This is a genomic window from Streptomyces himalayensis subsp. himalayensis, from assembly GCF_013778455.1.
Classification (GTDB): Bacteria; Actinomycetota; Actinomycetes; order Streptomycetales; family Streptomycetaceae; genus Streptomyces; species Streptomyces himalayensis.
The window spans coordinates 104120-128332 of sequence record NZ_JACEHE010000002.1; the positions used below are offsets into that span (position 1 = coordinate 104120).

Sequence of the window (24213 nt, forward strand, 5' to 3'; positions counted from 1 at the left end):
GCCCCCGCTCAGTCGTGGAGGGTGATGGCGCGCTCGGGGCAGCCCTCGGCGGCACGGCACGCGGCGTCCTTGTCGGTCACCGTGCCGTCGCCGATGACGCCGGCGTAGCCCCACTCGTCGAGCTGGAAGACGGTGGGCGCCTCGTCCGCACAGGTGCCGTATCCGTTGCATTTGGTGGAGTCGACGGTTGCTTTCATGGTGTGTCTCCTTCGGAGGTCGCTGGTGCCGGGGTCGCTCGTACCGGCGCAGCCGTGCCTGTGTCTCAGTTGCCGCTGTCGTCGGCGTTGGCGGTGCCGTCGGCGCCGATGTGCTCCGGGAACTCCGTCAGCACGGTGCGCGCCCAGGTCGCGGCGCCGTCGAGGAAGGCGCAGGCGCCCCGGCCGGGCAGGGTCTGCCCCCAGCGGGCCAGGTTGTCGCGGTCCTTCGCGGTGGCCGTGCCCGCGTCGAGCGAGGCGAAGGCGTCCCGGATGGACGCGGTGCCCTTGACGCACACCCCGCACTGCTGCGCGGACTCCGCCGCGTACCAGGCGGAGACCTCGGCCGCGACGGCGAGCGGGTCCTGGTCGGCGTGGAGCGCGGTGATCGCCCCGCAGCCCAGTCCCGATCCGGCCGCCCGGACGTCCTCATACGTGCAGACGGTCTCCGCGTGCGCCGGGCCGAGCAGCCCGCCGAACCAGCCGCCCATCAGGAACCCGGCCGGGCGCGAGGTGAACCCGCCTGCGATCTCGAAGAGTTCGGCGACGGTCAGCCCATAGGGGACCTCATAGACACCAGGCCGGCCGCACGCGCCGCTGAGGGTGACGAGGGTCGTGCCGGGCGACTCGGCGGTGCCGTGGTCGCGGTAGGCGGCCGCACCGTTCCGGGCGATCCAGGCGGCGTGGGCCAGCGTCTCGACGTTCGATACGAGCGTCGGCAGACCGTCGACCCCCTTTTCGCCGACCCGAGGCGGGCGGGCCGTCGGCAGTGCCGGGCCTCCGCTGATCGACCGGCAGACCGCCGTCTCGTCGCCCGCCACATACGTCGGCTCCACGACGTGCACGTCCAGGCGCACCCCGGCCGCCGGGGTCGCCGGCGCCGCCGAGTCGAGTTCGGCGATGGCGGCGCGCACGGCGGTCTCGGTCTCCGGGTGGGAGAGGTAGACGACGGCGCGGTCGGCGCCGACGGTGCGGGCGGCGAGCAGCAGCCCGTCCAGCACCAGATGCGGCCGGTACGTCAGCAGCCAGCGGTCCTTGTACGAACTCGGCTCGCCCTCCTCGCCGTTGGCCACGACCACCCGGAGCCCGTCCGCTTCCGCGACCCCGCGCCACTTGATGTGCGCGGGGAATCCGGCGCCGCCGCGGCCGCGCAGTCCGGCGGCCTCCAGTTCGGCGATCACGTCGGGGCAGGTAGGCAGTCCGTACGTGCCGCGTTCGCGTTCGGCGGCGAGGTCGAGCGGGCGGTCGACGGCCAGGCGGGGCTCGATGCCGGGGGCGTGCCCGGCGGTCGCTGCAAGGGCGCGGCTCGTGTCGAGTGCGAGGCTCGTGTCGAGTGCCGTGGTGGTGGTCAGCGTCATCGGGCCATCACCACGCCCGGCAACTCGTCCAGCACCTCTTCCAGGCCCACCACATCCGCGTACTTGGCGTCGATGTCGAACAGGTTGGCCTCATGCGGCCCTTCGGCCCGGTCACCCACGCACTCGCGCGGAACGCGCACGAGGTAGTTCTCCGCGCACGCGTCGATCACGGTGGCCCGGATGCAGCCGGAGGTGGTGGCGCCGCAGACGATCAGGCTGTTCACCCCGGCGGCTGCCAGCCGCTCGGCGAGATCTGTGCCGTGGAACGCCGAGGCCGCCTTCTTGACGATCACCGGCTCGGTGTCCCTGGGCGCCAGCCGCCCGTCCACCTCCACCCACCGCGAACCCGCGGTGAGCGCACGGAGCGCGGGCATCTTGCGCAGCCAGACGAGTTCGTCCAGGTCGCGCGGCTCGTACGAGATCGTGGTGAAGAAGACCGGCAGCCCGGCCGCGCGGGCGCGTTCCAGCAGCTCAGCCGTGCGTTCGACGACCGCGTCGAGGTCGGAGCCGGGAGGGCAGGCGGGGTCGGTGAAGCCGTTGATGAGGTCCACGACCACGATGCCGGGCCTCCGGCCCGCGGCCAGCCGCTCCCCCACTCCCCGCCCGCGGTACTGCTCCCGCACCGCCTCCATCCAGTCACCCGCCGACTCACTCATCGAAGCTCGACTTCGGCCAGGTACCGGGCTCGGCACGCATCATGTCGGCGTAGTGGCGGTAGAGGTTGCGCTGCACGCCCTCCTCGTAGCGGGTCCAGAAGGCGATGCCCGGGCCCGGCCAGTCCTCCACCTGCTTGGCGATACCGACGCCCGGCATGCCCATCTGGTAGTTGAGCTTGAAGTCCAGGAGGTCGGCGGCAACGGAGCGTCCCGTGCGGCTGACAGTGATCCACGGCTCGGTGTCGTCCATCTCGAACGCGCCGCCCATGGAGAACGTGCCGAGCCCGGCCTTGTAGGCCCGGTCCTTCTGCTCGGGCGTCATGTTCTTGTAGACGCAGAACCAGTTCCAGATCTCGACCTGGCCGACTCCGTGCGGCTGCCACATGCGGATGGTGACGACGCCGGTCGGCGCGTGGTTGGCGCCGTCCTCGGTCATCGGCAGGGCCAGCATCGAGAAGTTGGGGAAGACGTTGGCGACCATCACACGGGAACGCCGCGCGATCTCGAGCTGGTGGTCGCTGATGCGGCTGGTGTCGAAGGTCTCGGCGAGCTCCTCGGGGAACCCGAAGAACTTCGGACCCGGCTCGTCCTCGGTCGGCGCCATCGAGAACGACAGCGAATGCCCGGGCGCCGCCTGGATGTGATAGCCCATCATGTTCTCGCGGAACGGCACCGGGAAGGCGCCGATCTCCCACACCGACCGGTGCAGCGTGCCCAGGTGGTAGTCGTCACCGGCGAAGTTCTCGCTGCCCGACTTCCAGTTGGCGTCGATGACGAACCGCTGCGGCGGCCCGACGACCTCCATGCCGTGCTCGTTGAGACCGAACAGCAGGTCCAAGTACCAGGCCATGCCGCCCAGATACTCCTCCAGCGGCGGAGCCGACGGGTCCAGCGTCGCGAAGATCAGCCCGTGGTACGACTGCACCCTCGCGGCCTTCGACAGCCCGTTGCCCTCCTTCGGCATCCCGCCGAACGCGTTACGCCACAGCGGCGCCCCGACCAGGTCGCCCTTCGCGTTGTACGTCCAGCCGTGGTACGGACACCGGAAGTGCGAGGTGTTGCCCGAATCCGCGCGACACACCTGCACACCGCGGTGCCGGCACGCGTCGAACAGAACGTTGATCCCGCCCTCCTCATCGCGGATCACGATGAAGTTGTCCTCGCCGATCTTGCGCAGGACGTAGTCGCCCTTCGCCTCGATCTCCGACTCGTGGGCCAGGAACACCCAGCACCGGCCGAAGATCGACCGCAGCTCGCGGTCGTAGATCTCCTGGTTGCCGAACAGCCCCGCGGGAAGCTCGCCTTCGGCCAGCCCCGTATCGAGTTCGTCGAGAAGCGCGTCGGCTCTCGTGCTCTTCGCCTGCGTCATCGCCGCGTTCCTCTCAGAAGAGTCAGAAGAAGATGGAAAGGTTGTGCGTGCCGATCACCGTGAGATCCAGCAGGACCTCGCGGCGCAGCAGGCGCAGCGCGCCGTCCTCCCTGCGCAAGCGGTCCTGCCGCTCACCCGAGAGCAACTGCGGCTGGGTCTGCTCCTGCCGTGTGCGGAAGATCAGCAGATTGCTGCGCACGCTCACGAGGTCCGCGTCCTCGGCGTCCTCGGTGACCCTGACGCCGGTCACGAAGTGGCGGATACGGGACGGCGGGTCCTCCGCCCAGGCGTACGCGGTCTCGTTCCGCGCCACCCGGCTCTCCAGCGACCCGTACGTCTCGTCCAGGTGGAACGCCCCCGCGACGAACCCGGTCCCGCGCGCCCGCTCCACGGTCTGGCGGATCGGCACCTGGTACACCACATCGCGGCTGACCATCGCCTCCAGCCACTCGCGTTCCCGGTATGCGTCCAGCAGCTCGGCCTCGGTGTCCATCCACTCGACGACCTCGTTGTAGAGTGCGCTGCCCACCCTCACCCTGGCTCCAGTCCCGACCACGGGATCCCTCCCTTCCAAGATGAACACACTTTTGCATGCACTTTTGCCCACGGCAATAGGTCGCAGTTAATTGCCAGTTACATCCATCGGAGCCTGTCGCAGGGGGCCAGTGTCGGGAGCCCCTCGGGGGGTGGCGTCACCGCTGGCGCGGTGCTGCGAGCACGGCCAGAAAGCGCTCGCGTACGTACGGGTCCACGCCAGCGACGTCGGCCGCGATCAGCAGGCCGGCCAGGCCGGCGACGCTCCGCCACAGCGCGAGGGCCGCGCGGCACCCCGGACATCCTTCGAGGTGCTGGTCGAAGCCCAGAGCGCCAGGTTCTGGCAGGAAGACAGCCCCGTACAGCGGCATCAGCCGACACCGCACGGCCACGGCCGGCGCCCGCCGCTGCACTGTCGGCCGAGCCGACCGGCGCGGTGCCCGCGCGCATCATGGCCCCCCTCTCAGCCTCCCGAACGACTCACCTGCCGTCCAGAGGGCCGCGCCCAGCAGGACCAGGTCCTTGATCAGGAACTGCCCCGCCCCCGACAGGAACGGGAAGCCGAGGCCCGGCTGCCACACCCCGGGCGTGCTGAACACGAAGCTCAGCGTGGTGAGAAACATCAGGACGGCCCCGGTGCTGCCGAGCGCCGAAACCCGCGGCGCCAACGGCCCGACGGCGATCAAACACCCGAGGACGATCTCGATCACACCGATCACGCCCGCGACCGTGGGCGGACTCGCCATGCGGTACGTCCACGACAGCAGCGGCGAGTTCCCGACGAGGCCCTCGATCGCCGCGGCCTCATAGCTGGCGAACTTCAGGGCGCCGATCCACACCAGGATCAGGGCCAGCCCGTAACGGATGACAAGGCCGCCGACCCGCCCGAGCCGCTGAGCCGTGCTCGCAGGGTGCGCCGTGTGAGATCTGGCCATCGTCGGCTCCCTCTCCGCAGGAACGGGACGACAGAAGAGACCATGCGGCGGCGCGGAACTCATCGCTCCGGCATTCCCGGCCGAAACCCTCGCCTGCAACCGGAACTGAGACCACCGACAGCCGCGCGGCCCGCGCCGGCTTCGCCGCCGCATCCCCAGAACGAGAAACCCCAGCTCAGACACCGTCCGAGCTGGGGTTCAGATGGAGCCGCCTTCGGGATTCGAACCCGAGACCTACGCATTACGAGTGCGTTGCTCTGGCCATCTGAGCTAAGGCGGCTTGTCGTGATCACTATGGTGCGATCAGCGGCGTCGCCAAGTCTACACAGTTTCCGGGGGTGCTCCGCACACCCCCGGAGTCCACCGCCCCTCCGGGTTAGGAGCAGCGAGTCCCGTCCTTCGGGGCGGTTCCCTCGATCAGATAGCGGTTGATCGCGGAGTCGACGCACTCGCTCCCCCGGCCGTACGCCGTGTGGCCGTCGCCCTCGTACGTCAGGAGCCTGCCGGAGGAGAGCTGGTCGGCCAGGGCCTCGGCCCAGCGGTACGGGGTCGCGGGGTCGCGGGTGGTGCCGACGACCACGATGGGGGCCGCGCCGTTCGCCTCGATGCGGTGCGCCTTGCCCGTGGGCGGCACCGGCCAGTACGCGCAGTTCAGGGAGGACCAGGCGAGTCCCTCGCCGAAGACGGGGGACGCCTTCTCGAAAGCGGGGAGCGACTGCTCGACCTGCTCGGGCGAGGTGAAGGCGGCCGGAAGGTCGAGGCAGTTCACGGCGGCGTTGGCGAACATCAGGTTCGAGTACGAGCCTTTCTCGCCCCTCTCGTAGTAGCTGTCCGCCAGTGCCAGCAGGCTCGTGCCGTCCTTCTCCTTCATTGCCGCGGTGAGGGCACCGCGCAGCTGGCCCCAGGACCCCTCGTCGTACATCGCCGCGATTACGCCGATCGTCGCCAGTGACTCCGTGAGCCTGCGTCCGTCCGTGGATCCGCCGGCGAGAGGGGCGGCGTCCAGCTGCTGGAAGAAGGCCTTGAGGTTCTTGCCCGCGGCCTCCGCCGTCGTGCCCAGGCCGCCGAGGGGGCAGTCCTGGTGCTTCACGCAGTCCTCCGCGAAGGAGCGGAACGCGGTCTCGAATCCGGCGGTCTGCTCCTCGTTCAGCTGGCGTGCGGCCAGTGTCGGGTCCATCGCGCCGTCCAGCACCAGGCGGCCGACCCGCTCGGGATACAGCCCCGCGTATGTGGCACCCAGGAAGGTTCCGTACGAGGCACCGACATACGTCAGCTTCTTGTCACCCAGCACCGCGCGCAGGATGTCCATGTCGCGGGCCGCCTCGATCGTGGAGACATGCGGCAGGATCGTGCCCGACCTGCTCTCGCAGCCGCCCGCGAACTTCTTGAACGCGGCGGCCAGCTGGTCGGTCTCGCGCTGGTCGTCCGGAGTGATGTCGGTCTGCGTGTACGCGTCCATCTCGCGGCCGTCGAGACACTCGACGGGCTCGCTGCGCGCCACGCCGCGCGGGTCGACGGCCACCATGTCGTACCGCGCGCGGACCTCGGCCGGATAGCCGAGCGCCGCGTACGACTGGAGGTAACCCACCGCCGAGCCGCCCGGGCCGCCCGGGTTGACCAGCAGCGAACCGAGGCGTTTGCCCGGGCCCGTGGCCTTCTTGCGGGCTACGGCCAGCTTGATGTCGCCGGAGTCCGGCTTCTCGTAGTCGAGGGGGGCCTTCATCGTGGAGCACTCGAATCCGGGGACGCCGCAGTCGCGCCAGCGCAGCTCCTGGCCGTAGTACGCCGAGAGCGCGGTCGGCGTGGACCTGGGCAGCGCCGCCAGCGCGGCATCGGTCGTCGATCCGCCCGGCGAGCAGCCGGTGGCGAGCAGCCCGGCGGCGACGAGAAGGGCACCGGACGACCGGAGCCCGTTTGCCTGGATGTGACGCATGGTGTTCATCAGGCGAGCCTAACTGTCCGCGATGCGATGAATGCACTCCGTAGCCATCGGTGTCTTGCGAGTTGCTTCGGTCGGCGCCTCTCGTCTGTCGGGTCCCGTCGGCGGACGGTGGGTGCCGTCGGCGGACGGGTCACGCAGCCCGCTGGCTCGCCCGGCGGCCGAGCATCAGCTCGGTCCCCGGTCAGCCCGGTCAGCCCGCCCGCAGAGCGACCGTCATCGCCTCCACGGCCAGCAGCGGCGCGACGTTGCTGTCGAGGGCCTCCCGGCACGCGACGATCGCCTCGATGCGACGCAGCGTCGACTCGGGCGAGGTGCTGCGGGCTATCCGCTCCACCGCGTCCTGCACCTCCGTGTTGGCGAGAGCGACACGGGAGCCGAGCTGCAGGGCGAGCACATCGCGGTAGAAGCCGGTCAGATCGACCAGGGCGAGGTCCAGGCTGTCGCGCTGGGTGCGGGTCTTGCGGCGTTTCTGCCTGTCCTCGAGCTCCTTCATCACACCTGCGGTGCCGCGAGGCATCCGGCCGCCCTGTCCCGCGCCGAGGGCCGCCTTCAGGTCCTCGGTCTCCTTTGCGTCGACCTCTTCGGCAACCTGCCTGGCGTCCTCCGCCGCGGCGTCGATCAGCTCCTGGGCGGCCTTGAGGCAGCCGCCGATGTCGCCGACACGGAGCGGCACCTTCAGCACGGCGGCGCGGCGCTCCCGCGCCCGCTCGTCCGTCGCGAGGCGCCGGGCTCGCCCGATGTGCCCCTGCGTGGCGCGGGCCGCGGCGGCCGCGACGTCCGGCTCGATGCCGTCACGCCGTACGAGCACGTCGGCCACCGCGTCCACCGAAGGCGTGCGCAGCGTGAGGTGGCGGCAGCGCGAGCGGATGGTGGGCAGGACGTCTTCGAGGGACGGCGCGCACAGCAGCCACACCGTGCGGGGGGCGGGCTCCTCCACGGCCTTCAGCAGGACGTTGCCCGCACCCTCGGTGAGGCGGTCGGCGTCCTCCAGCACGATGACCTGCCAGCGGCCGCCTGCCGGCGACAGCTGGCACCGGCGCACGAGATCGCGGGTCTCCTTGACACCGATGGAGAGCAGATCGGTGCGGACGACCTCGACGTCGGCATGGGTGCCCACCAGGGCCGTGTGGCAGCCGTCGCAGAACCCGCAGCCGGGGACGCCGCCGAGCGCCCGGTCGGGGCTGACGCACTGGAGCGCGGCCGCGAAGGCCCGGGCGGCCGTGGAGCGGCCTGAGCCGGGCGGGCCCGTGAACAGCCACGCATGCGTCATCTTCGACGCCTCCGGGAGCGGGGCGTCCGAGGCGGCGGCGGTCACCAGAGCGTCGGCGTCACGGGCGGCAGCGGCGAGCTGGGCGCTCACCTTCTCCTGGCCGACCAGGTCGTCCCACACGCTCATGGGTCCACCGCCCTTTCGTCGTACTTCGGCTTGCCCGGTCCATTGTGGGGCTGCGCACTGACAGTGGCGGACCGGCGGACCGGCGGACCGGGACCGGCGGACCGGCCGACCGGCGGACCGCGGACCGGCGGACCGGGCGGAAGGGACCGAAGGCGTCAGCGGCGGCCCCTGCCCCACCGCCCGCCGTCGTTCCCGTCCTGGTCCTCCTGCGGTCCCAGCAGCTCGTCCGCCAGGGTCGGGAGGTCGTCCAGGGGAGTCTCCTCCGCCCAGTCGGACCGGGGGCGGCGCGCGCGGCCCTCGGCATCGACGCGGGGCAGCTCGTGGGTCCTGGCGGTCGAACCGTCCGGCTGCGGCCCGTCCTGGCGCTCATCGCGGAAGTAGCCCGGCGGCACCCGGTCGGCGGGGTCCTCGCCCTGCCGGTCGTCACGTACCGGAGGCAGAACAGCCGTCTCCTCCGCCGCACCTGCGGGCCCGGCGGGGGCCGCGGGCGGCTGCGGCAGCACCGCGGTCTCCTCCGCATCCTGGCCGGTCCAGTCCTGGCCGGGCCGGGCCGTCGCAGCGCCACCGTGCTGCACGGGAGGCAGCACAGCCGTCTCATCCCCGGCACCCGGCGCCTGCACCGGCGGCAGCACCGCCGTCTCGTCCACCGGTCCGCCGGAGGCGTTGGTCGGCGTCACGATCGGGGTGGGCACCGTCCGCTCGTTGTCGGGCGAGACGCTGGAGGTATCCGTGGCCTCCGAGGCCCCGCCTGCCGACTGTGCCGCAGACGCCGCCGAGGCAGCCGCCGCCTCCGCCGCCAGGCGCCGGGCCTCCTCGGCCCGCAGCAGCGCCTCTTCCGCCTTGCGCTGCTTCTCCATACGCCGCGCCTCGGCCTCCGCGCGCAACCGGGCCTCTTCCTCCGCCTGCCGGCGGAGACGCTCCTGCTCGGCTGCCCGTACCTGCTCCTCGGCCTGCCGCCGGGCGCGCTCCTCCTCGGCGAGGCGGCGGGCCTCCTCGGCGCGCTGCCGGGCCTCCTCCGCCTGGCGTTCGGCCTCGCGGCGCTGGGCCTCCTCGACCTCGCGGCGCTTGCGCTCCTCTTCCTCGGCGCGGAGCTTCGCCAGCTGCTCCTGGCGCTCGCGCTCCAGGCGCTCCTCCTCCGCCTTGCGCGCGGCCTCCTCCTCGGCCTTCCGCCGCGCCTCCTCCTCGGCGGCCTTGCGGGCCTCCTCCTGGGCCTTCACCTCGGCTGCGGAGAGCGGCAGCATCACGTCGAGCCGGTGCCGGATCACGGTCGTCACCGCCTCCGGCTCCTGAGCCGCGTCGACGACCAGGTAGCGGCCCGGATCGGCGGCAGCCATCGTCAGGAAACCGGACCGCACGCGCGCGTGGAACTCGGCAGGCTCCGACTCCAGACGGTCCGGCGCCTCCGTGAACCGCTCCCGCGCGGCCTCCGGCGAGACGTCCAGCAGGACCGTCAGATGCGGGACGAGCCCATCCGTAGCCCAGCGCGAGATACGGGCGATCTCGGTCGGCGACAGATCACGGCCGGCGCCCTGGTACGCCACAGAAGAATCGATGTAGCGGTCGGAGATGACGACGGCGCCGCGCTCCAGGGCGGGCCTGACGACCGTGTCGACGTGTTCGGCGCGGTCGGCCGCGTACAGCAGGGCCTCCGCCCGGTGCGACAGACCCGCGGACGACACATCCAGCAGGATCGACCGCAGCCGCTTGCCGACCGGCGTCGCGCCGGGCTCACGCGTGACCACGACCTCGTGGCCCTTCGCGCGGATCCACTCCGCGAGCGCCTCGGCCTGCGTCGACTTCCCGGCGCCGTCACCGCCCTCCAGAGCGATGAAGAAGCCGGAAGCGGCGGGCGCCTGGGCGGGGTCACCGCCACGCACCGCGTCCCGCAGATCGTGCCTCAGCGGCACCCCGGACCGGTCGTCGGTCTTCGAAAGCACCAGCGCGGCCACCGGCAGCAGCAGCGCCCCGACGAGCATCAGCGTGAACGCCGCGCCGCCGTGTGCGAACACGAACTTGCCGCCGGCCAGCCGGTACGGCCCGATCGCCGCCGCCAGCACCGGCGCGGCCACGACGCCGAGCGCGACGCACACCCGTACGACCGCGTGCAGATGCTCGGTCGTACGCGCCCGCCGGTACTCCTCGGTCTCCTGGTCGAGCAGCGTGTGCCCGGTATTCGCGGCGACACCCGCGGCGACGCCCGCGATCACCATGATCAGCCACACGCTCGTCACATCCGGCACGAGACCCGCGGCGAGCAGCGCCACCCCGGTGAGCGCCACGGCGAGCGCCAGCAGCCGACGGCGCGACAGCGACGGCAGGACGGACGGAGCCGTACGGATACCGACGACGGTGCCGCCGGTCAGCGCGAGCACCAGCAGCCCGTACAGCACCGGGCCGCCGCCCAGGTCCTTGGAGTGCAGGACCGCAACGGCGACCGCGGCCGCGACGGCCGTGGCGACCGCGGCGCAGGCCAGCACCAGCAGCGGGATCGCCTTCGTACGTCCCTTGTCGGCGCCGGAGCCCGTCTTGGGGCGGCGCAGGCCCTCGAGCGGGGAACGCGCGCGCGGCGTCTGCGCGTCGGGCAGTTCGAGGAAGTACAGAACTGACAGCGAGGCGGCGAACAGGCCCGCCGCCACGTAGGAGGCGAGGGCGGCCTGATGCTGCCCGAACCAGGCGATGCCGGCGCCCAGCAGATTGCCGACGAGCGTGACCACGACGAGCGCGGCGGCGGCGATCGGCAGCGCCACGAAGCCGGTACGCAGCGACAGCCGCCGCAGCGCGTCCATGTGGTCCGGCAGCGGTCGCACCGCGGCGCCCTCGAGCGGCGGCGGGGGCAGCAGCGCGGGCGCCGCGCTCTCCCGGCACACCGTCCAGAAGCGTTCGGCGACGCCGGTCACGAAGGCGGTGACGAGCAGGAGGGCGAACGCGTTGTCCGGGGTCCAGTCGATCCACAGCGGAGCGACGATCAGCAGCGCGGCGCGCACGCCGTCCGAGCCGATCATGGTCCAGCGGCGGTCCAGGGGACCGCCAGGGGACGTGAGCGAAGTGAGCGGACCGAGCAGGACCGCCCCGAACAGCAGGGTCGCGAGGATCCGCGCCGCGAAGACGGCGGCGACTCCGAACGCCACGCCGCGGTAGCCGCCTCCGAACGAACTCTCGGAAATCGCTGCCTGGAGCACCAGCAGCACGAGGACGAGAAGGGCGAGTACGTCCCCCATCCCGGCGACGAGCTGGGCGCTCCACAACCGCTTCAACTGCGGCCCGCGCAACAGTGCGCGGACGGCGCGCTCTCGGGAATCTGCGACCAGGGCGTCGTCAGGGGCCGGATTCTGGGCCGGTGGCTGCTCGGCTCGCGTCATCCTGCAAGGGTATCCGGACGCGAGTACTCCCCGGAGGGGACCCGAACAGACTGACGCCCCGGCGCCGGGTGGCATCGGGGCGTCGCAGGTCAGCACGCAGGTCCGGCGACTGCTCTGTTCCGTACTGTGCGGCTACTCAGTCGTCCGCGGCTGCTCAGTTGTCTGCGGCTGCTCAGTTGTCTGCGGCTGCTCAGTCGTCCGCGGCCGAAGAAGCCGTCGCCTTCTTGGCGGTGGTCTTCTTCGCCGTGGTCTTCTTCGCAGCCGTCGTCTTGGCGGCCGTCGTCTTGGCAGCCGTCGTCGTCTTCTTCGCAGCGGTCTTCTTGGCGGCCGTCGTCTTCTTGGCGGCCGTCTTCTTCGCCGGTGCCTTCTTCGCGGCCGCCTTCCTGGCGGTCTTCTTGGCCGGGGCCTTCGCCCGCTTCTCGGCGAGCAGCTCGAAGCCGCGCTCCGGCGTGATCGTCTCGACGCTGTCGCCCGACCGCAGGGTCGCGTTGGTCTCGCTGTCCGTGACGTAGGGGCCGAAGCGGCCGTCCTTGACGACCACCGGCTTGCCGCTGACCGGGTCCTCGCCGAGCTCCTTCAGCGGCGGCTTGGCCGCGGCCCGCCCGCGCTGCTTGGGCTGGGCGTAGATCGCGAGGGCCTCGTCCAGCGTGATCGTGAAGAGCTGCTCCTCGTTCTCCAGGGAGCGCGAGTCCGTGCCCTTCTTCAGGTACGGCCCGTAGCGCCCGTTCTGCGCGGTGATCTCGACGCCTTCGGCGTCCGTCCCGACCACGCGAGGCAGCGACATCAGCCTGAGCGCGTCCTCGAGCGTCACTGTGTCCAGGGACATCGACTTGAAGAGCGAGGCCGTACGCGGCTTGACGGCGTTCTTGCCGGTCTTCGGGGTGCCCTCGGGGAGCACCTCGGTGACGTACGGACCGTAGCGCCCGTCCTTCGCCACGATCTGGTGGCCCGTCTCCGGGTCCTTGCCCAGCTCGAAGTCGCCGCTCGGCTTGGCCAGCAGCTCCTCGGCGTACTCGACGGACAGCTCGTCCGGGGCGAGATCATCCGGGACGTCGGCCCGCTGGTGCTCCTCGGCATCGCGCTCACCCCGCTCGATGTACGGGCCGTAGCGCCCGACGCGCAGCACGATGTCGTTTCCGACGGGGAACGTCGACACCTCGCGGGCGTCGATCGCGCCCAGGTCGGTGACGAGCTCCTTGAGGCCGCCGAGGTGGTCGCCGTCGCCGTTACCGGCGTCCGCCGCGCCACCATGGCCCTCGCCCTCGCCCTCGCCGAAGTAGAAGCGCTTCAGCCACGGCACGGCCTGCGCCTCGCCGCGCGCGATGCGGTCGAGGTCGTCCTCCATCCTGGCGGTGAAGTCGTAGTCGACGAGCCGGCCGAAGTGCTTCTCCAGCAGGTTGACCACGGCGAAGGACAGGAAGGACGGGACAAGCGCGGTGCCCTTCTTGAAGACGTAGCCCCGGTCGAGGATCGTGCCGATGATCGACGCGTACGTCGACGGGCGGCCGATCTCGCGCTCTTCCAGCTCCTTGACCAGGCTGGCCTCGGTGTAGCGGGCCGGCGGCTTGGTCGCGTGGCCGTCGACCGTGATCTCCTCGGCGGACAGCGCGTCACCCTCGGTGACCTGCGGCAGCCTGCGCTCGCGGTCGTCGAGCTCGGCGTTCGGGTCGTCGGCGCCCTCGACGTACGCCTTGAGGAAGCCGTGGAAGGTGATCGTCTTGCCGGACGCGGTGAACTCGGCGTTCCGGCCGTCGCTCGCCCGGCCGCCGATCTTCACCGTCACGCTGTTTCCGACGGCGTCCTTCATCTGGGACGCGACGGTCCGCTTCCAGATCAGCTCGTAGAGCTTGAACTGGTCGCCGGTCAGACCCGTCTCGGCGGGGGTGCGGAAACGATCGCCCGAGGGGCGGATCGCCTCGTGCGCCTCCTGCGCGTTCTTGACCTTTCCGGCGTACGTGCGCGGCTGGGCCGGCAGGTAGTCGGCGCCGTACAGCTGCGTGACCTGCGCGCGGGCGGCGGCGACAGCCGTGTCCGACAGCGTCGTGGAGTCCGTACGCATGTACGTGATGTAGCCGTTCTCGTACAGCTTCTGCGCGACCTGCATCGTGGCCTTCGCGCCGAAGCCGAGCTTGCGGCTCGCCTCCTGCTGGAGGGTCGTGGTGCGGAACGGCGCGTACGGCGAGCGGCGGTACGGCTTGGACTCGACCGCGCGCACCGAGAACTGCGTGTTCTCCAGCGCTGCGGCCAGCGCACGGGCGTTCGCCTCGTCGAGGTGAAGCGTGTCGGACTTCAGCTGCCCGAGCGAGTCGAAGTCACGGCCCTGAGCGACGCGCTTGCCGTCGACCGTGTTCAGACGTGCGACCAGCGACGACGGGTCCGACGAGTCGCCGGGGCGGCCGGTCGCGAAGATGCCGGTCAGGTCCCAGTACTCGGCGGAACGGAAGGCGATGCGCTCGCGCTCCCGCTCGACGACCAGCCTGGTCGCGACGGACTGGACACGGCCCGCCGACAGTCGCGGCATGACCTTCTTCCACAGGACCGGCGATACCTCGTAGCCGTAGAGGCGGTCGAGGATGCGGCGGGTCTCCTGGGCGTCGACCATGCGCTTGTTCAGGTCGCGCGGGTTCTCGACGGCCTCGCGGATCGCGTCCTTGGTGATCTCGTGGAAGACCATCCGGTGGACCGGGACCTTCGGCTTCAGCACCTCGAGGAGATGCCAGGCGATCGCCTCGCCCTCGCGGTCCTCATCGGTGGCGAGGAAGAGCTCGTCGGAGTCGCGGAGCAGGTCCTTGAGCTTCTTGACCTGGGCCTTCTTGTCGGCGTTCACGACATAGATCGGCTGGAAGTCGTGTTCGACATCCACGCCGAGGCGGCGCACCTCGCCGGTGTACTTCTCCGGCACCTCCGCGGCACCGTTCGGAAGGTCGCGGATGTGCCCGACGCTCGCCTCGACGGTGTAGCCGGGGCCGAGGTAGCCCTTGATCGTCTTCGCCTTGGCAGGCGACTCGACGATGACGAGTCGGCGGCCGCCCTGTGCGGTCTCGCTGGTCGGGGACAACTTCGCTCTTCTCTCCGGTCGGCACTCGATGACTGTGCGGTACGTAGGGTGACGCTGCGGAGTGTGACGGTACATCCCGCCCCCGTGTCAAACGGGAAAAGCCCACAACGGCCACTCGAACGGTAACCCGAGTACCGGTATTCCTGCCGCACGGAGTGGCGACCTGGTCTTTTCGGGCAGACCCGCGCACCGAGCGGCGCGGTGCCCGGCGACATGGCCGCCGCCGACGTCACAGCCCTGCGAAGCACCAGATCCCGAGCAGCAGCGCGCCTGCTCCGGCGACGGTCGCAAGCGTCGCAGATGCGACCGGGTTCACACCCTGTGCCACGGGTGCCCGATGCAGCACCCGCGCCCCGGTCCAGACCAGGAGGGCGGCTCCGAACAGCACGAACACCGTCCCTGCGAAGATCGCCGGCCCGCTCTCCATGCGCTCTGCCCTCCGCCGCTGCTCGTTGGCTCCCCAGGAGCTGCCCCGGACCCACCAGGTCCGGGCGGCAGGCTGGCACAGCCGGGAAGCCCCGGCACGAACCCGAGGTGAACGGCAGAAGGCATCGCGGCGCGCACTCGGAGGCGCCGCGCGCACCCGCCAGGTTGCCAGCAGTCGGTGAGCGGGAGGCCTGCAGTCGGTGAGCGGGAGACCGCCTGCGGCCCACGCCGAGCCCGGCCCTCTCAGACCCCAGACCGTGCCCGGCCTGCCCACACCGCTCCCAGCCGGCTCAGGCCGCGTCAGGCCGGCTCAGGCCGAGCCCGGCGCCGGTATCTTCCCGCTCGTCTTTTCGCCGTCGGCCCTGCCTACCGTGCACACGACCTTCGTGAACCCCTCCTCCCAGTCGTCCTCGCCTGCGATCCAGCCGTACACGACGAGCTCGGCGCCGGACGCCCAGGTCGACTCGAATGTGTTCTTGCAGAGCTTGTTCGCGTTGTCGAGAGCCTTCTTGTGCGCCATGTTCTCCGGGGCCGGGACCATCCCGATGACCTGGTCGGTGTGCGGCTTGGCGCAGTCGACGAGCGGCGCCCGGTAGGTGTCCTTCTCCTCGATGTAGTTCCAGCAGTCGCCGATGCTCATCTGGCTGACCCACAGGTCCGTGCCCGAGTCGCGGAAGTTCCCCACCTCGCCACCGATCGGGACGTGGCGCCCCAGTACGAGACATGGCGTACCGCCACCGCTCGCCTGGAACCGGTCCTTCGCCGGCGTCAGGGCGTAGGAGCCCGCGTCGGGGAGGGCCGTCGCTATCTCCTCGGTCTGCTGATCGCAGCGCCTCGCGCCCTCGTTGACGGCCTCGTCGTAGTCCTTGGATATGTCGACGGCCACGACCTGCCCGTCAGGAACGTCCTCCGCGCAGTCGACGACGCCGAGGTTGGGCACGGACTTGAACGGCTCGCCCGACCAGACAGCGTTCACGCAGTCTCCGACCTGCAACCGCTTGGTCAGTCCCGCCTTTTCTCCGTACGGGTAAACGGGGCCTGTCGGTGTCGGCGATGGCGTGGCAGTTGGTGACGCCGACTTCCTACCGGCCGAGTTCTTCTTGCCGTCGCCGCTCCCGTCTCCCGCGAGCGAGACCGCGGCCCAGGTGCCGCCGCCGACGGCGAGCACCACGGCGACCACGATCGCCACGAGGGCCGCGGCGGGCGGTCGGCGACGCGGCCCATCTGGCCCGCCCGGCCCCGGACCGCCCGGACCACCGGTCTGTCCGGGCCCTCCGAACTGAGCTCCCGGAGCCCCTGAATAAGGAGAACCGGAACCGGAATGTGTCGGGCCGGAGGCCCCGGACCCGACCGCGTAGGGGTTCCATCCGTCGTACCCGGGGGCACCGCCCTGTGCGAGCGCCGGTGAGCCGAACGGTGTGCCCAGGGGCGTTCCCACCTGCGATCCGGCCGGTGTGCTCGGTCCGGACGCCGGGGTCTGCGGTGTGTGCGGGGCCTGGGCGGACTGCGGCGTATGCGGAGTGCCGGCGCCCACGACCCCAGGCGTAACCGGAGTTCCCGGTCCGGATCCGTACCCCGACGCGTGCCCTGCCGGATGGCCGGAGCCGTCCGGCGTCGATCCGGATGCCCATCCGCCCGGTCCGGACGCCGGCCCCGGCACCGGCGTGACCACCGGCGGAGGCCCGAAGAAACCATCCGACGGCCCCTGAACGACCCGTTCCAGACCACGGGCCACGGCCTCGGGCGCCGACCGCCGCACCGGGTCCTTGATGAGCAACCCGTGCAGCACGGGAGCGAGTTCACCGGCTCGTTGCGGCGGGTTGGGGTCCTCGGTGAGCAGGGCGGTCAGCGTCGAGTACTCGTCGCTGCGGTCGAAGGGGCCTCGGCCCTCCACGGCCTGGTACAGCGTGGCGCCCAGTGAGAAGAGGTCGGCCGCGGGCGTCGGCGGCTCGCCTCGGGCCCGCTCGGGTGCCAGAAAACCGGGAGTTCCGAGGATCCCCGCGGTCGAGGTCAGCCGGGGCTCCCTCGACTCCGGCTGCAGCGCGATGCCGTAGTCCGTGAGCAGCACGCGCGCGTGTGGATCACCCGAAGCGTCCGGCGCCAGAAGGATGTTGGCCGGTTTCACATCCCGGTGCAGGATGCCGATGCGGTGCCCGGCGGTGAGCGCGTCCAGCACCGCGAGCCCGATCCGGGCCGTCTGCTCGGGCGACCGCGGCCCCGACCGGCGCACGAGGGCCTGGAGATCGACCGCGTCCGGCACGTACTCCATGACGATCCACGGCAGCCCCTCGTGCAGCAGCACGTCGTGCACCGTCGCCACATGCGGATGGCCCCGCAGCCGCGCCGCGTGCCGGGCCTCGCTGCGCGCCCGCGCAATACGCTGCGCGGGCTCCGAGGCGTCCATCGGCCCATCCGGCATGGCGATCTCCTTCATGGAGACCTCGCAGGCCAACTCCTCGTCGTACGCGAGCCAGACGCGCCCCATGCCGCCCGCGCCCAGCGTCCTCAACAGCCGGTAACGACCGTTGATGACCCTGCCTTCACCGTGATCCGGCGTCTCCCCCGCCATGGCGCCTCCCCCGAGACAGCGCGCCTCCCCCGAGGACGCGTGAAGCTGGTCTCTCGAAGGTAGCTTCGCAGACACCACTGACAGGAGGCCTTTTGCGGATCAATCCCCTCATATCGGCCCCTTGAGCGCCAGTAGCCTTGTCCGACCCCACGGGCAACAGCGCGCTATGGCGGGGACGCGCAGAGGAACACCTACGAAACCGTCGGCTCCAGGAAGCCCTGCTCGATCAGCAACCGGATCTGAGCGGGCGTCCGGTCGCGCAGCAACACAGGGTCCTCGCCGACCAGTTGGGCGATCGCGTCGAGGATCCGTCCGGCGCTGAGCGTGCCGTCGCACACGCCCGCGAATCCGGCGCCGACCGTGTCGACCTTTGTCGCCCGGCGCATCCCACGGTGCTGACGCAGCACCACATGCTCGGGGTCCTCGGCTCCGGGCAGCCCGACCTGCTCCTGCACGACCTCGGCAGCGAGCGCGAAGTGCGAGGTGAGCAGCGCCGCGTCGTCGTGCGTCCGCAGAAAGCCCTGGCGCTCGAAGTGCCTGAGCACGGTCTCGCCGAGCGGCTGTTCGACCGGGTGCGGCCACTCCTCCACCGTGACGGAGGGCTCCGCCGAGTCCGTCCTGTGCAGCGTGATCCATCCGAACCCGATGGACTTCGTCTTGCGGGCCTCGAACTCGTCGAGCCACGCGTCGTACCGCGCGGCGTACTCGGCCGGGTCCGTACGGTGGTCGCCCGCGTCGCGCAGCCACAGCTCCGCGTACTGCGTGATGTCCTGCACCTCACGCTGCACGATCCAGGCGTCGCAGCCGCGCGGCACCCAGGAGCGCAGCCGGTCGGTCCACTCCTCGCCCTCCACGTGCTGCCAGTTGGCGAGGAACTGCGCATACCCGCCCTGGTTCAGCCGCTCCCCCGCCTGCTGGACGATCGTCCGGCACAGATCGTCCCCGCCCATCCCGCCGTCCCGGTAGGTGAGCCGAGACCCTTCGCGAGAGAGGGGCGAGATCACGAACGGCGGGTTGGACACGATCAGGTCGTACGTCTCGTCGGCCACTGGCTCGAAGAGCGAGCCCTGACGCAGATCCGCTTCCGGGGCCCCGGACAGCGCGAGCGTGAGCCGCGTGATGTGCAGCGCGCGCGGGTTGAGGTCGGTCGCGGTCACCCGGGTCGCGTGCTGGGCGGCGTGCAGCGCCTGGATACCTGAGCCTGTGCCGAGGTCCAGGGCCGATGCCACGGGCCTGCGCACCGTGATCCCGGCCAGGGTCGTGGACGCCCCGCCGACCCCCAGCACGACGGCTGTGTCTGCCTGACGGCCCTGGCTGCCGCTGCCTCCGGCACCCCCGACCGCGCACCCGAGGTCCGAGACGATGAACCAGTCCTCGCCGTCAGGTCCGCCGTACGGCCGCACATCCACCGTCGCCGCGACCTCGTCGCCGCCCGCGCGGACCAGCCACCCGCTGTCGAGGCACTCCTCGACCGGCAGAACGTCCGCCACGCGTGCGTGCGGCACGGGTTGCTGCAGCAGAAAGAGTCGTACGAGCGCTTCCAGCGGGGTGTCCCCTCGGGTGGCGCGCAGGGCGGGGACGGTCTCGCTGCGCGCCAGCGCCGCGTACGCGGGGGCGCCGAGCAGTTCGAGAAGCCCGTCGGCGGTGAAGTCGGCGGCCAGGAGGGCGTCGCGCAGCCGGACGGCGACGTCGGCCCGGCCGGACGAGGGCAGGGAGGACAGGGAGGACAGGGAGGACTGACTGGCGCTACTCACGCGACCCATTGTGTCGCCCAGAGCCCGGAACGGCGCGCTGCCCTGCCTTGCTGTGGGCAGGCAGGTCCGCACCGCTGTGGGCAGGCGTTCCCCAGGGCTGGGGGGGCACCCCCCCAGCGGTAGCTGGGGGAGGGTGGCACAGCACCACGACGGCGGACGCCTCGGCGACGTACGAATCGAACACCCGGGCGTCGGGGCGGGCCCGGCCGGAAGCCGCCCCCAAGGGGCGGCGCCCGTCACCCCTGCGTAGCCGCCGGCGAGGCAGACTTGCAGCTCGCCTGCCGCTGCATGGCCTCGCCGACGTCGCCCTCCTCGAGCTTCTCCAGCGCGTCGTTGCCGCTCTTGCTGAGCTTGTCCAGCTCGGTCGCGATGTCCTTGAGACCGTCGGCGAACTTCGCCTGGTCCTCGGTGTTGAGGTCGTCGACCTTCTTCTTCAGGTCCGCGTACGCCGCGGAAATGCTCTTGAGCTCCTTGACGGCGTTCTGCTGCTTCTTCTCGCCGCCGTCGACCGGCGGCGCACCGGCCTTGTCCACGGCGGAGCCGATCGACTTGTACGCGTCAGACATGTCCTGGAAGGCCTGGGAGTCGGTCTTCTGGACGTCCTCCGGCGTGCTGTTGTCCGAGGTCTGCTTCTGGATCGCGGCGTTGGCGTCCTCGATCGCCTTCGCCTGCGGCTTCACCGCGTCGCAGACCGACTTGGCCCAGGAGTCCAGCTCCTCGTTGCTGTCGCCACTGCATCCCGACAGCGCCAGTACCAGTACCGCACCGCCGGACAGTGCGGCCGCGAGCTTCTTGTTCACCGGATTGGTCCCTTCCATGGCTCTCGGCCCCGGAACTTACACGCCAAGTGGGCGACTATCGCATGCCGGACGTCCGCTATGGGCCCCATTGAAGCCATTTGCACCAAGAGAGAGAAGGCTCACGAGTGCACGAAAGCGGGCGTGCAGCGCGCAGTAGCGCGCCGCACGCCCGCCCGTCGAGCCCTGTCTGACCAGGCCTTCTGACCAAGGGTCAGGAAACCACCGCCGGGTCGGCCGGCTTGGACGTCCGCTCGGCGTTGTCTTCGTCACTCACAGCGATGCCGCGCCGCTTGGAGACGTACACCGCGCCGACGATGACCACGATGGCCAGCGCCGCGATCAGGATACGGATACCGACACTGGCATCGTCGCCGTAGTTGAATTTGACTACCGCTGGCGCGATGAGGAGCGCCACCAGGTTCATCACCTTCAGCAGCGGGTTGATCGCCGGTCCCGCGGTGTCCTTGAAGGGGTCGCCGACCGTGTCGCCGATCACCGTCGCGGCATGGGCCTCACTGCCCTTGCCACCGTGGTGACCGTCCTCGACGAGCTTCTTCGCGTTGTCCCAGGCGCCCCCGGAGTTGGCGAGGAAGACCGCCATCAGCGTGCCCGTGCCGATCGCACCCGCGAGATACGCACCGAGCGCACCGACACCGAGCGTGAACCCGATCGCGATCGGCGCCATCACAGCGAGCAGACCCGGCGTCGCGAGCTCGCGCAGCGCATCCTTGGTGCAGATGTCGACCACGCGCCCGTACTCCGGCTTCTCGGTGTAGTCCATGATCCCGGGGTGCTCGCGGAACTGCCGCCGCACCTCGTAGACCACCGCGCCCGCCGAACGCGACACCGCGTTGATGGCGAGACCGGAGAAGAGGAAGACGACGGCCGCACCGGCGATCAGACCGACCAGGTTGTTGGGCTGCGAGATGTCCATCAGCAGGTTCATCGGCGCGTCCCTGCCGGTGACGCTCTCGCCGACCTCCTGTGCGGCCGTGACGATGGCGTCCCGGTACGAGCCGAAGAGCGCCGACGCCGCGAGGACGGCCGTGGCGATGGCGATGCCCTTGGTGATGGCCTTCGTGGTGTTGCCCACGGCATCCAGGTCGGTGAGCACCTGAGCGCCCGAGCCCGTGACGTCACCGGACATCTCGGCGATGCCCTGCGCGTTGTCGGAGACCGGACCGAAGGTGTCCATGGCGACGATCACGCCGACCGTGGTGAGCAGACCGGTACCGGCCAGCGCCACCGCGAAGAGCGCCAGCATGATCGACGTACCGCCGAGCAGGAATGCCCCGTACACGCCAAGGCCGATCAGCAGTGCGGTGTAGACCGCCGATTCGAGACCCACGGAGATACCGGCGAGGACGACGGTGGCCGGGCCGGTGAGGGAGGTCTTGCCGATGTCCCGCACGGGTCGCCGGGTGGTCTCGGTGAAGTAGCCGGTGAGCTGCTGGATCAGCGCGGCCAGGACGATGCCGATCGCCACGGCGACCAGCGCGAGGATCCGGGGGTCACCGCTCTTGGCCTGGATCACCGCGTCGGTGACGCCCTTCAGGTCGGCGTACGAAGACGGCAGGTAGACGAAGACCGCGGCGGCCACCAGCGCTAGCGAGATCAGCGCGGAGATGAAGAAACCGCGGTTGATCGCGGACATGCCGCTGCGGTCCGCACGGCGGGGCGCCACAGCGAAGATGCCGATCATCGCCGTCACGACGCCGATCGCGGGAACGATCAGCGGGAAGGCGAGACCTGCGTCGCCGAAGGCCGCCTTGCCGAGGATCAGCGCGGCGACCAGTGTCACGGCGTACGACTCGAAGAGGTCCGCGGCCATACCTGCGCAGTCGCCGACGTTGTCGCCCACATTGTCGGCGATGGTCGCGGCATTACGCGGGTCGTCCTCCGGAATGCCCTTCTCGACCTTGCCGACCAGGTCGGCGCCGACGTCGGCGGCCTTGGTGAAGATGCCGCCGCCGACGCGCATGAACATCGCGATCAGAGCGGCGCCGAGACCGAAGCCCTCAAGGACCTTCGGCGCATCGGCCGCATACACGAGCACCACACAGGAGGCTCCGAGCAGACCGAGCCCCACCGTGAACATGCCGACGACGCCGCCTGTACGGAACGCGATCTTCATGGCCTTGTGCGAGACGGCCGTCAGATCCTTTTCGGGTTCTCCTTCTGCGGGAGTCGCTTCGCGCGCGGCGGCTGCCACACGCACATTGCTCCGTACGGCGAGCCACATGCCGATATAGCCGGTGGCCGCCGAGAATGCCGCGCCGATCAGGAAGAACACCGAGCGTCCGGCGCGCTGATTCCAGTCGTCCGCGGGCAGCAGCATGAGCAGGAAGAACACCACGACGGCGAATACCGCGAGAGTGCGCAGTTGCCGGGCCAGATAGGCATTCGCGCCTTCCTGCACCGCCGCCGCGATCTTCTTCATGCTGTCGGTGCCCTCGCCTGCCGCGAGCACCTGGCGCACCAGCACTCCGGCGACCACCAGAGCCGCGAGCGCGACGGCCGCGATGACGGTCACGATGAGGCGGTTGTCGTCGGTCAGAACTGCGGCTGCGAAGGTTGAGGGATGGTCCAGCTGATGAGGGGTAGAAAGCCCCGCCATTCGTCCTCCTTGACGCTTGGGCTGAGCTCAAGATGTGGACGGATTGTAGGTAGCAGGCCCTGATCAAAACAGAGCGCGACAAACGGAATCGGACTTCATGTGCTCTTCAGCAAATGATCCCTCAACGCCGGCGGCATCCAAAAGGAGTAATGCCTTGAAAGCGTTGACACCAGATGAATGATCTAGGTAAATGAAAAAAGCCCTGTTCAACAGGGCCCGAAAGAGAAAAAGATCAGAACATGCGTGCGTCGCCAGGCGCGGGTCGATGGGTCAGCGACCCGCGCACGCGATCACGGCAGCACCGCCGCCGACGCGGTCGGCCAGCTCATGCGGATGAGGCCGCCGTGCTCGTCGGCCCTCACCTCGACATCGTCCACGAGACCACTGATGACGGCGAGGCCCATCTCGTCCTCTTCCGGCTCGAGCTCGTCGGCTGCCACACCGTCCGCGCCCGGCGCGCCGTGAGAAGCAGCCGCATGCGGCACCTCGTCGCCGACCTCGATGGAGAACTGCTTCTCCTCCTCGGTCAGCACCACCCGCACCGGCGCGGTGACGCCGCCGCTCTGGTGCAGCCCGACGGCCCGGCTGCAGGCCTCGCCGACAGCGAGCCTGACCTCGTCGAGAACGGCCTCGTCCACCCCAGCCCTGCGCGCAACTGCTGCCGCCACCAGTCGGGCGGTCCTGACATGCTCGGGTAGCGCGCTGAAGCGGAGTTCAACGGTGGCCATGCATCCCCCTCGGACGTATGGGCGTGCTCTCGGGAGACCGGGCCACAGCGGCCCGGTCTCCCTACTTGTGGCACCCCGGTTCGGAGCCCGGGGAGACCGGCTCAGTCGGTGGCCGCGACCGCTTCCTCAACCGAGGTGTGGATCGGGAACACCTTCGTCAGGCCGGTGATCCGGAAGATCTTCAGAATGCGCTCCTGGTTGCAGACCAGGCGCAGCGAGCCCTCATGGGCACGCACCCGCTTGAGTCCGCCCACCAGCACGCCGAGCCCGGTGGAGTCGAGGAAGTCCACGCCCTCCATGTCGACGACGAGGTGGAAATTGCCGTCGTTCACCAGCTCGACCAGCTGCTCGCGCAGCTTGGGCGCGGTATATACATCAATTTCGCCACCGACCTCGACGACCGTACGATCGCCGACGGTACGGGTCGACAGGGACAGGTCCACGGATCCTCCAGCACCTTGCTATCGAGCGGTCGTCCCTAGGGACACCTCGGCTTGAGCCCCCGGGACGGATCGCCA

The 24213-nt window shown here is 70.4% G+C and carries 18 protein-coding genes and 1 tRNA gene; all 19 read right to left on the reverse strand.

The window, feature by feature from the left end:
* Positions 1–8 precede the first annotated feature (8 nt).
* Complete coding sequence (locus tag H1D24_RS04205) at positions 9–197, reverse strand: ferredoxin (protein ID WP_181655998.1); 189 nt, start codon at positions 195–197, stop codon at positions 9–11.
* Positions 198–262: 65 nt separating this feature from the next.
* On the reverse strand, positions 263–1552 hold the full coding sequence (locus H1D24_RS04210) for an NADH-ubiquinone oxidoreductase-F iron-sulfur binding region domain-containing protein (protein ID WP_181655999.1): 1290 nt from the start codon (positions 1550–1552) through the stop codon (positions 263–265).
* Positions 1549–2208 carry an isochorismatase family protein gene (locus tag H1D24_RS04215; RefSeq protein WP_181656000.1) on the reverse strand — a complete coding sequence of 220 codons (660 nt, stop codon included), beginning with the start codon at positions 2206–2208 and terminating at the stop codon, positions 1549–1551. Before H1D24_RS04215 ends, H1D24_RS04210 begins: the two co-directional genes overlap by 4 nt.
* Positions 2201–3577 carry an aromatic ring-hydroxylating oxygenase subunit alpha gene (locus H1D24_RS04220; RefSeq protein WP_181656001.1) on the reverse strand — a complete coding sequence of 459 codons (1377 nt, stop codon included), beginning with the start codon at positions 3575–3577 and terminating at the stop codon, positions 2201–2203. Before H1D24_RS04220 ends, H1D24_RS04215 begins: the two co-directional genes overlap by 8 nt.
* Positions 3578–3599: 22 nt before the next feature.
* Positions 3600–4106 (reverse strand): aromatic-ring-hydroxylating dioxygenase subunit beta, encoded by a 507-nt coding sequence (locus H1D24_RS04225; protein WP_220136372.1) that lies wholly within the window; start codon positions 4104–4106, stop codon positions 3600–3602.
* A gap of 163 nt (positions 4107–4269) precedes the next feature.
* Positions 4270–4482 (reverse strand): cupin domain-containing protein, encoded by a 213-nt coding sequence (locus H1D24_RS04230; protein ID WP_181656002.1) that lies wholly within the window; start codon positions 4480–4482, stop codon positions 4270–4272.
* A 78-nt stretch (positions 4483–4560) separates the two neighbouring features.
* On the reverse strand, positions 4561–5046 hold the full coding sequence (locus H1D24_RS04235; protein ID WP_181656003.1) for a YkgB family protein: 486 nt from the start codon (positions 5044–5046) through the stop codon (positions 4561–4563).
* 203 nt (positions 5047–5249) lie between these two features.
* Positions 5250–5326 (reverse strand) — tRNA-Thr (locus H1D24_RS04240).
* Positions 5327–5422: 96 nt separating this feature from the next.
* On the reverse strand, positions 5423–6988 hold the full coding sequence (locus H1D24_RS04245) for an alpha/beta hydrolase (protein ID WP_181656004.1): 1566 nt from the start codon (positions 6986–6988) through the stop codon (positions 5423–5425).
* 190 nt (positions 6989–7178) lie between these two features.
* Positions 7179–8384 carry a DNA polymerase III subunit delta' gene (locus H1D24_RS04250; RefSeq protein WP_181656005.1) on the reverse strand — a complete coding sequence of 402 codons (1206 nt, stop codon included), beginning with the start codon at positions 8382–8384 and terminating at the stop codon, positions 7179–7181.
* Between the two features lie 155 nt (positions 8385–8539).
* Positions 8540–11743: a dTMP kinase gene (tmk, locus tag H1D24_RS04255; RefSeq protein ID WP_181656006.1), complete on the reverse strand. Its 3204-nt coding sequence runs from the start codon at positions 11741–11743 to the stop codon at positions 8540–8542.
* A 190-nt stretch (positions 11744–11933) separates the two neighbouring features.
* A complete protein-coding gene (gene topA / locus H1D24_RS04260) occupies positions 11934–14801 on the reverse strand; it encodes a type I DNA topoisomerase (RefSeq protein ID WP_181656007.1) in 2868 nt (955 codons plus the stop codon).
* Between the two features lie 229 nt (positions 14802–15030).
* Positions 15031–15228, reverse strand: coding sequence for a hypothetical protein (locus H1D24_RS04265; protein ID WP_181656008.1), 198 nt, complete (start codon positions 15226–15228; stop codon positions 15031–15033).
* Positions 15229–15537: 309 nt separating this feature from the next.
* Positions 15538–17796 carry a serine/threonine-protein kinase gene (locus H1D24_RS04270; protein ID WP_181656009.1) on the reverse strand — a complete coding sequence of 753 codons (2259 nt, stop codon included), beginning with the start codon at positions 17794–17796 and terminating at the stop codon, positions 15538–15540.
* 191 nt (positions 17797–17987) lie between these two features.
* A complete protein-coding gene (locus tag H1D24_RS04275) occupies positions 17988–19559 on the reverse strand; it encodes a DUF7059 domain-containing protein (protein ID WP_181656010.1) in 1572 nt (523 codons plus the stop codon).
* Positions 19560–19786: 227 nt separating this feature from the next.
* Entirely contained in the window at positions 19787–20368 is a 582-nt protein-coding gene (locus H1D24_RS04280) for a small secreted protein (RefSeq protein ID WP_181656011.1), read from the reverse strand.
* 193 nt (positions 20369–20561) lie between these two features.
* Positions 20562–22967, reverse strand: a complete 2406-nt coding sequence (locus tag H1D24_RS04285; RefSeq protein WP_181656012.1) for a sodium-translocating pyrophosphatase — start codon at positions 22965–22967, stop codon at positions 20562–20564.
* A gap of 290 nt (positions 22968–23257) precedes the next feature.
* On the reverse strand, positions 23258–23695 hold the full coding sequence (locus H1D24_RS04290; RefSeq protein ID WP_181656013.1) for an ATP-binding protein: 438 nt from the start codon (positions 23693–23695) through the stop codon (positions 23258–23260).
* A 101-nt stretch (positions 23696–23796) separates the two neighbouring features.
* A complete protein-coding gene (gene bldG, locus H1D24_RS04295; RefSeq protein WP_010986038.1) occupies positions 23797–24138 on the reverse strand; it encodes an anti-sigma factor antagonist BldG in 342 nt (113 codons plus the stop codon).
* Positions 24139–24213: the final 75 nt, after the last annotated feature.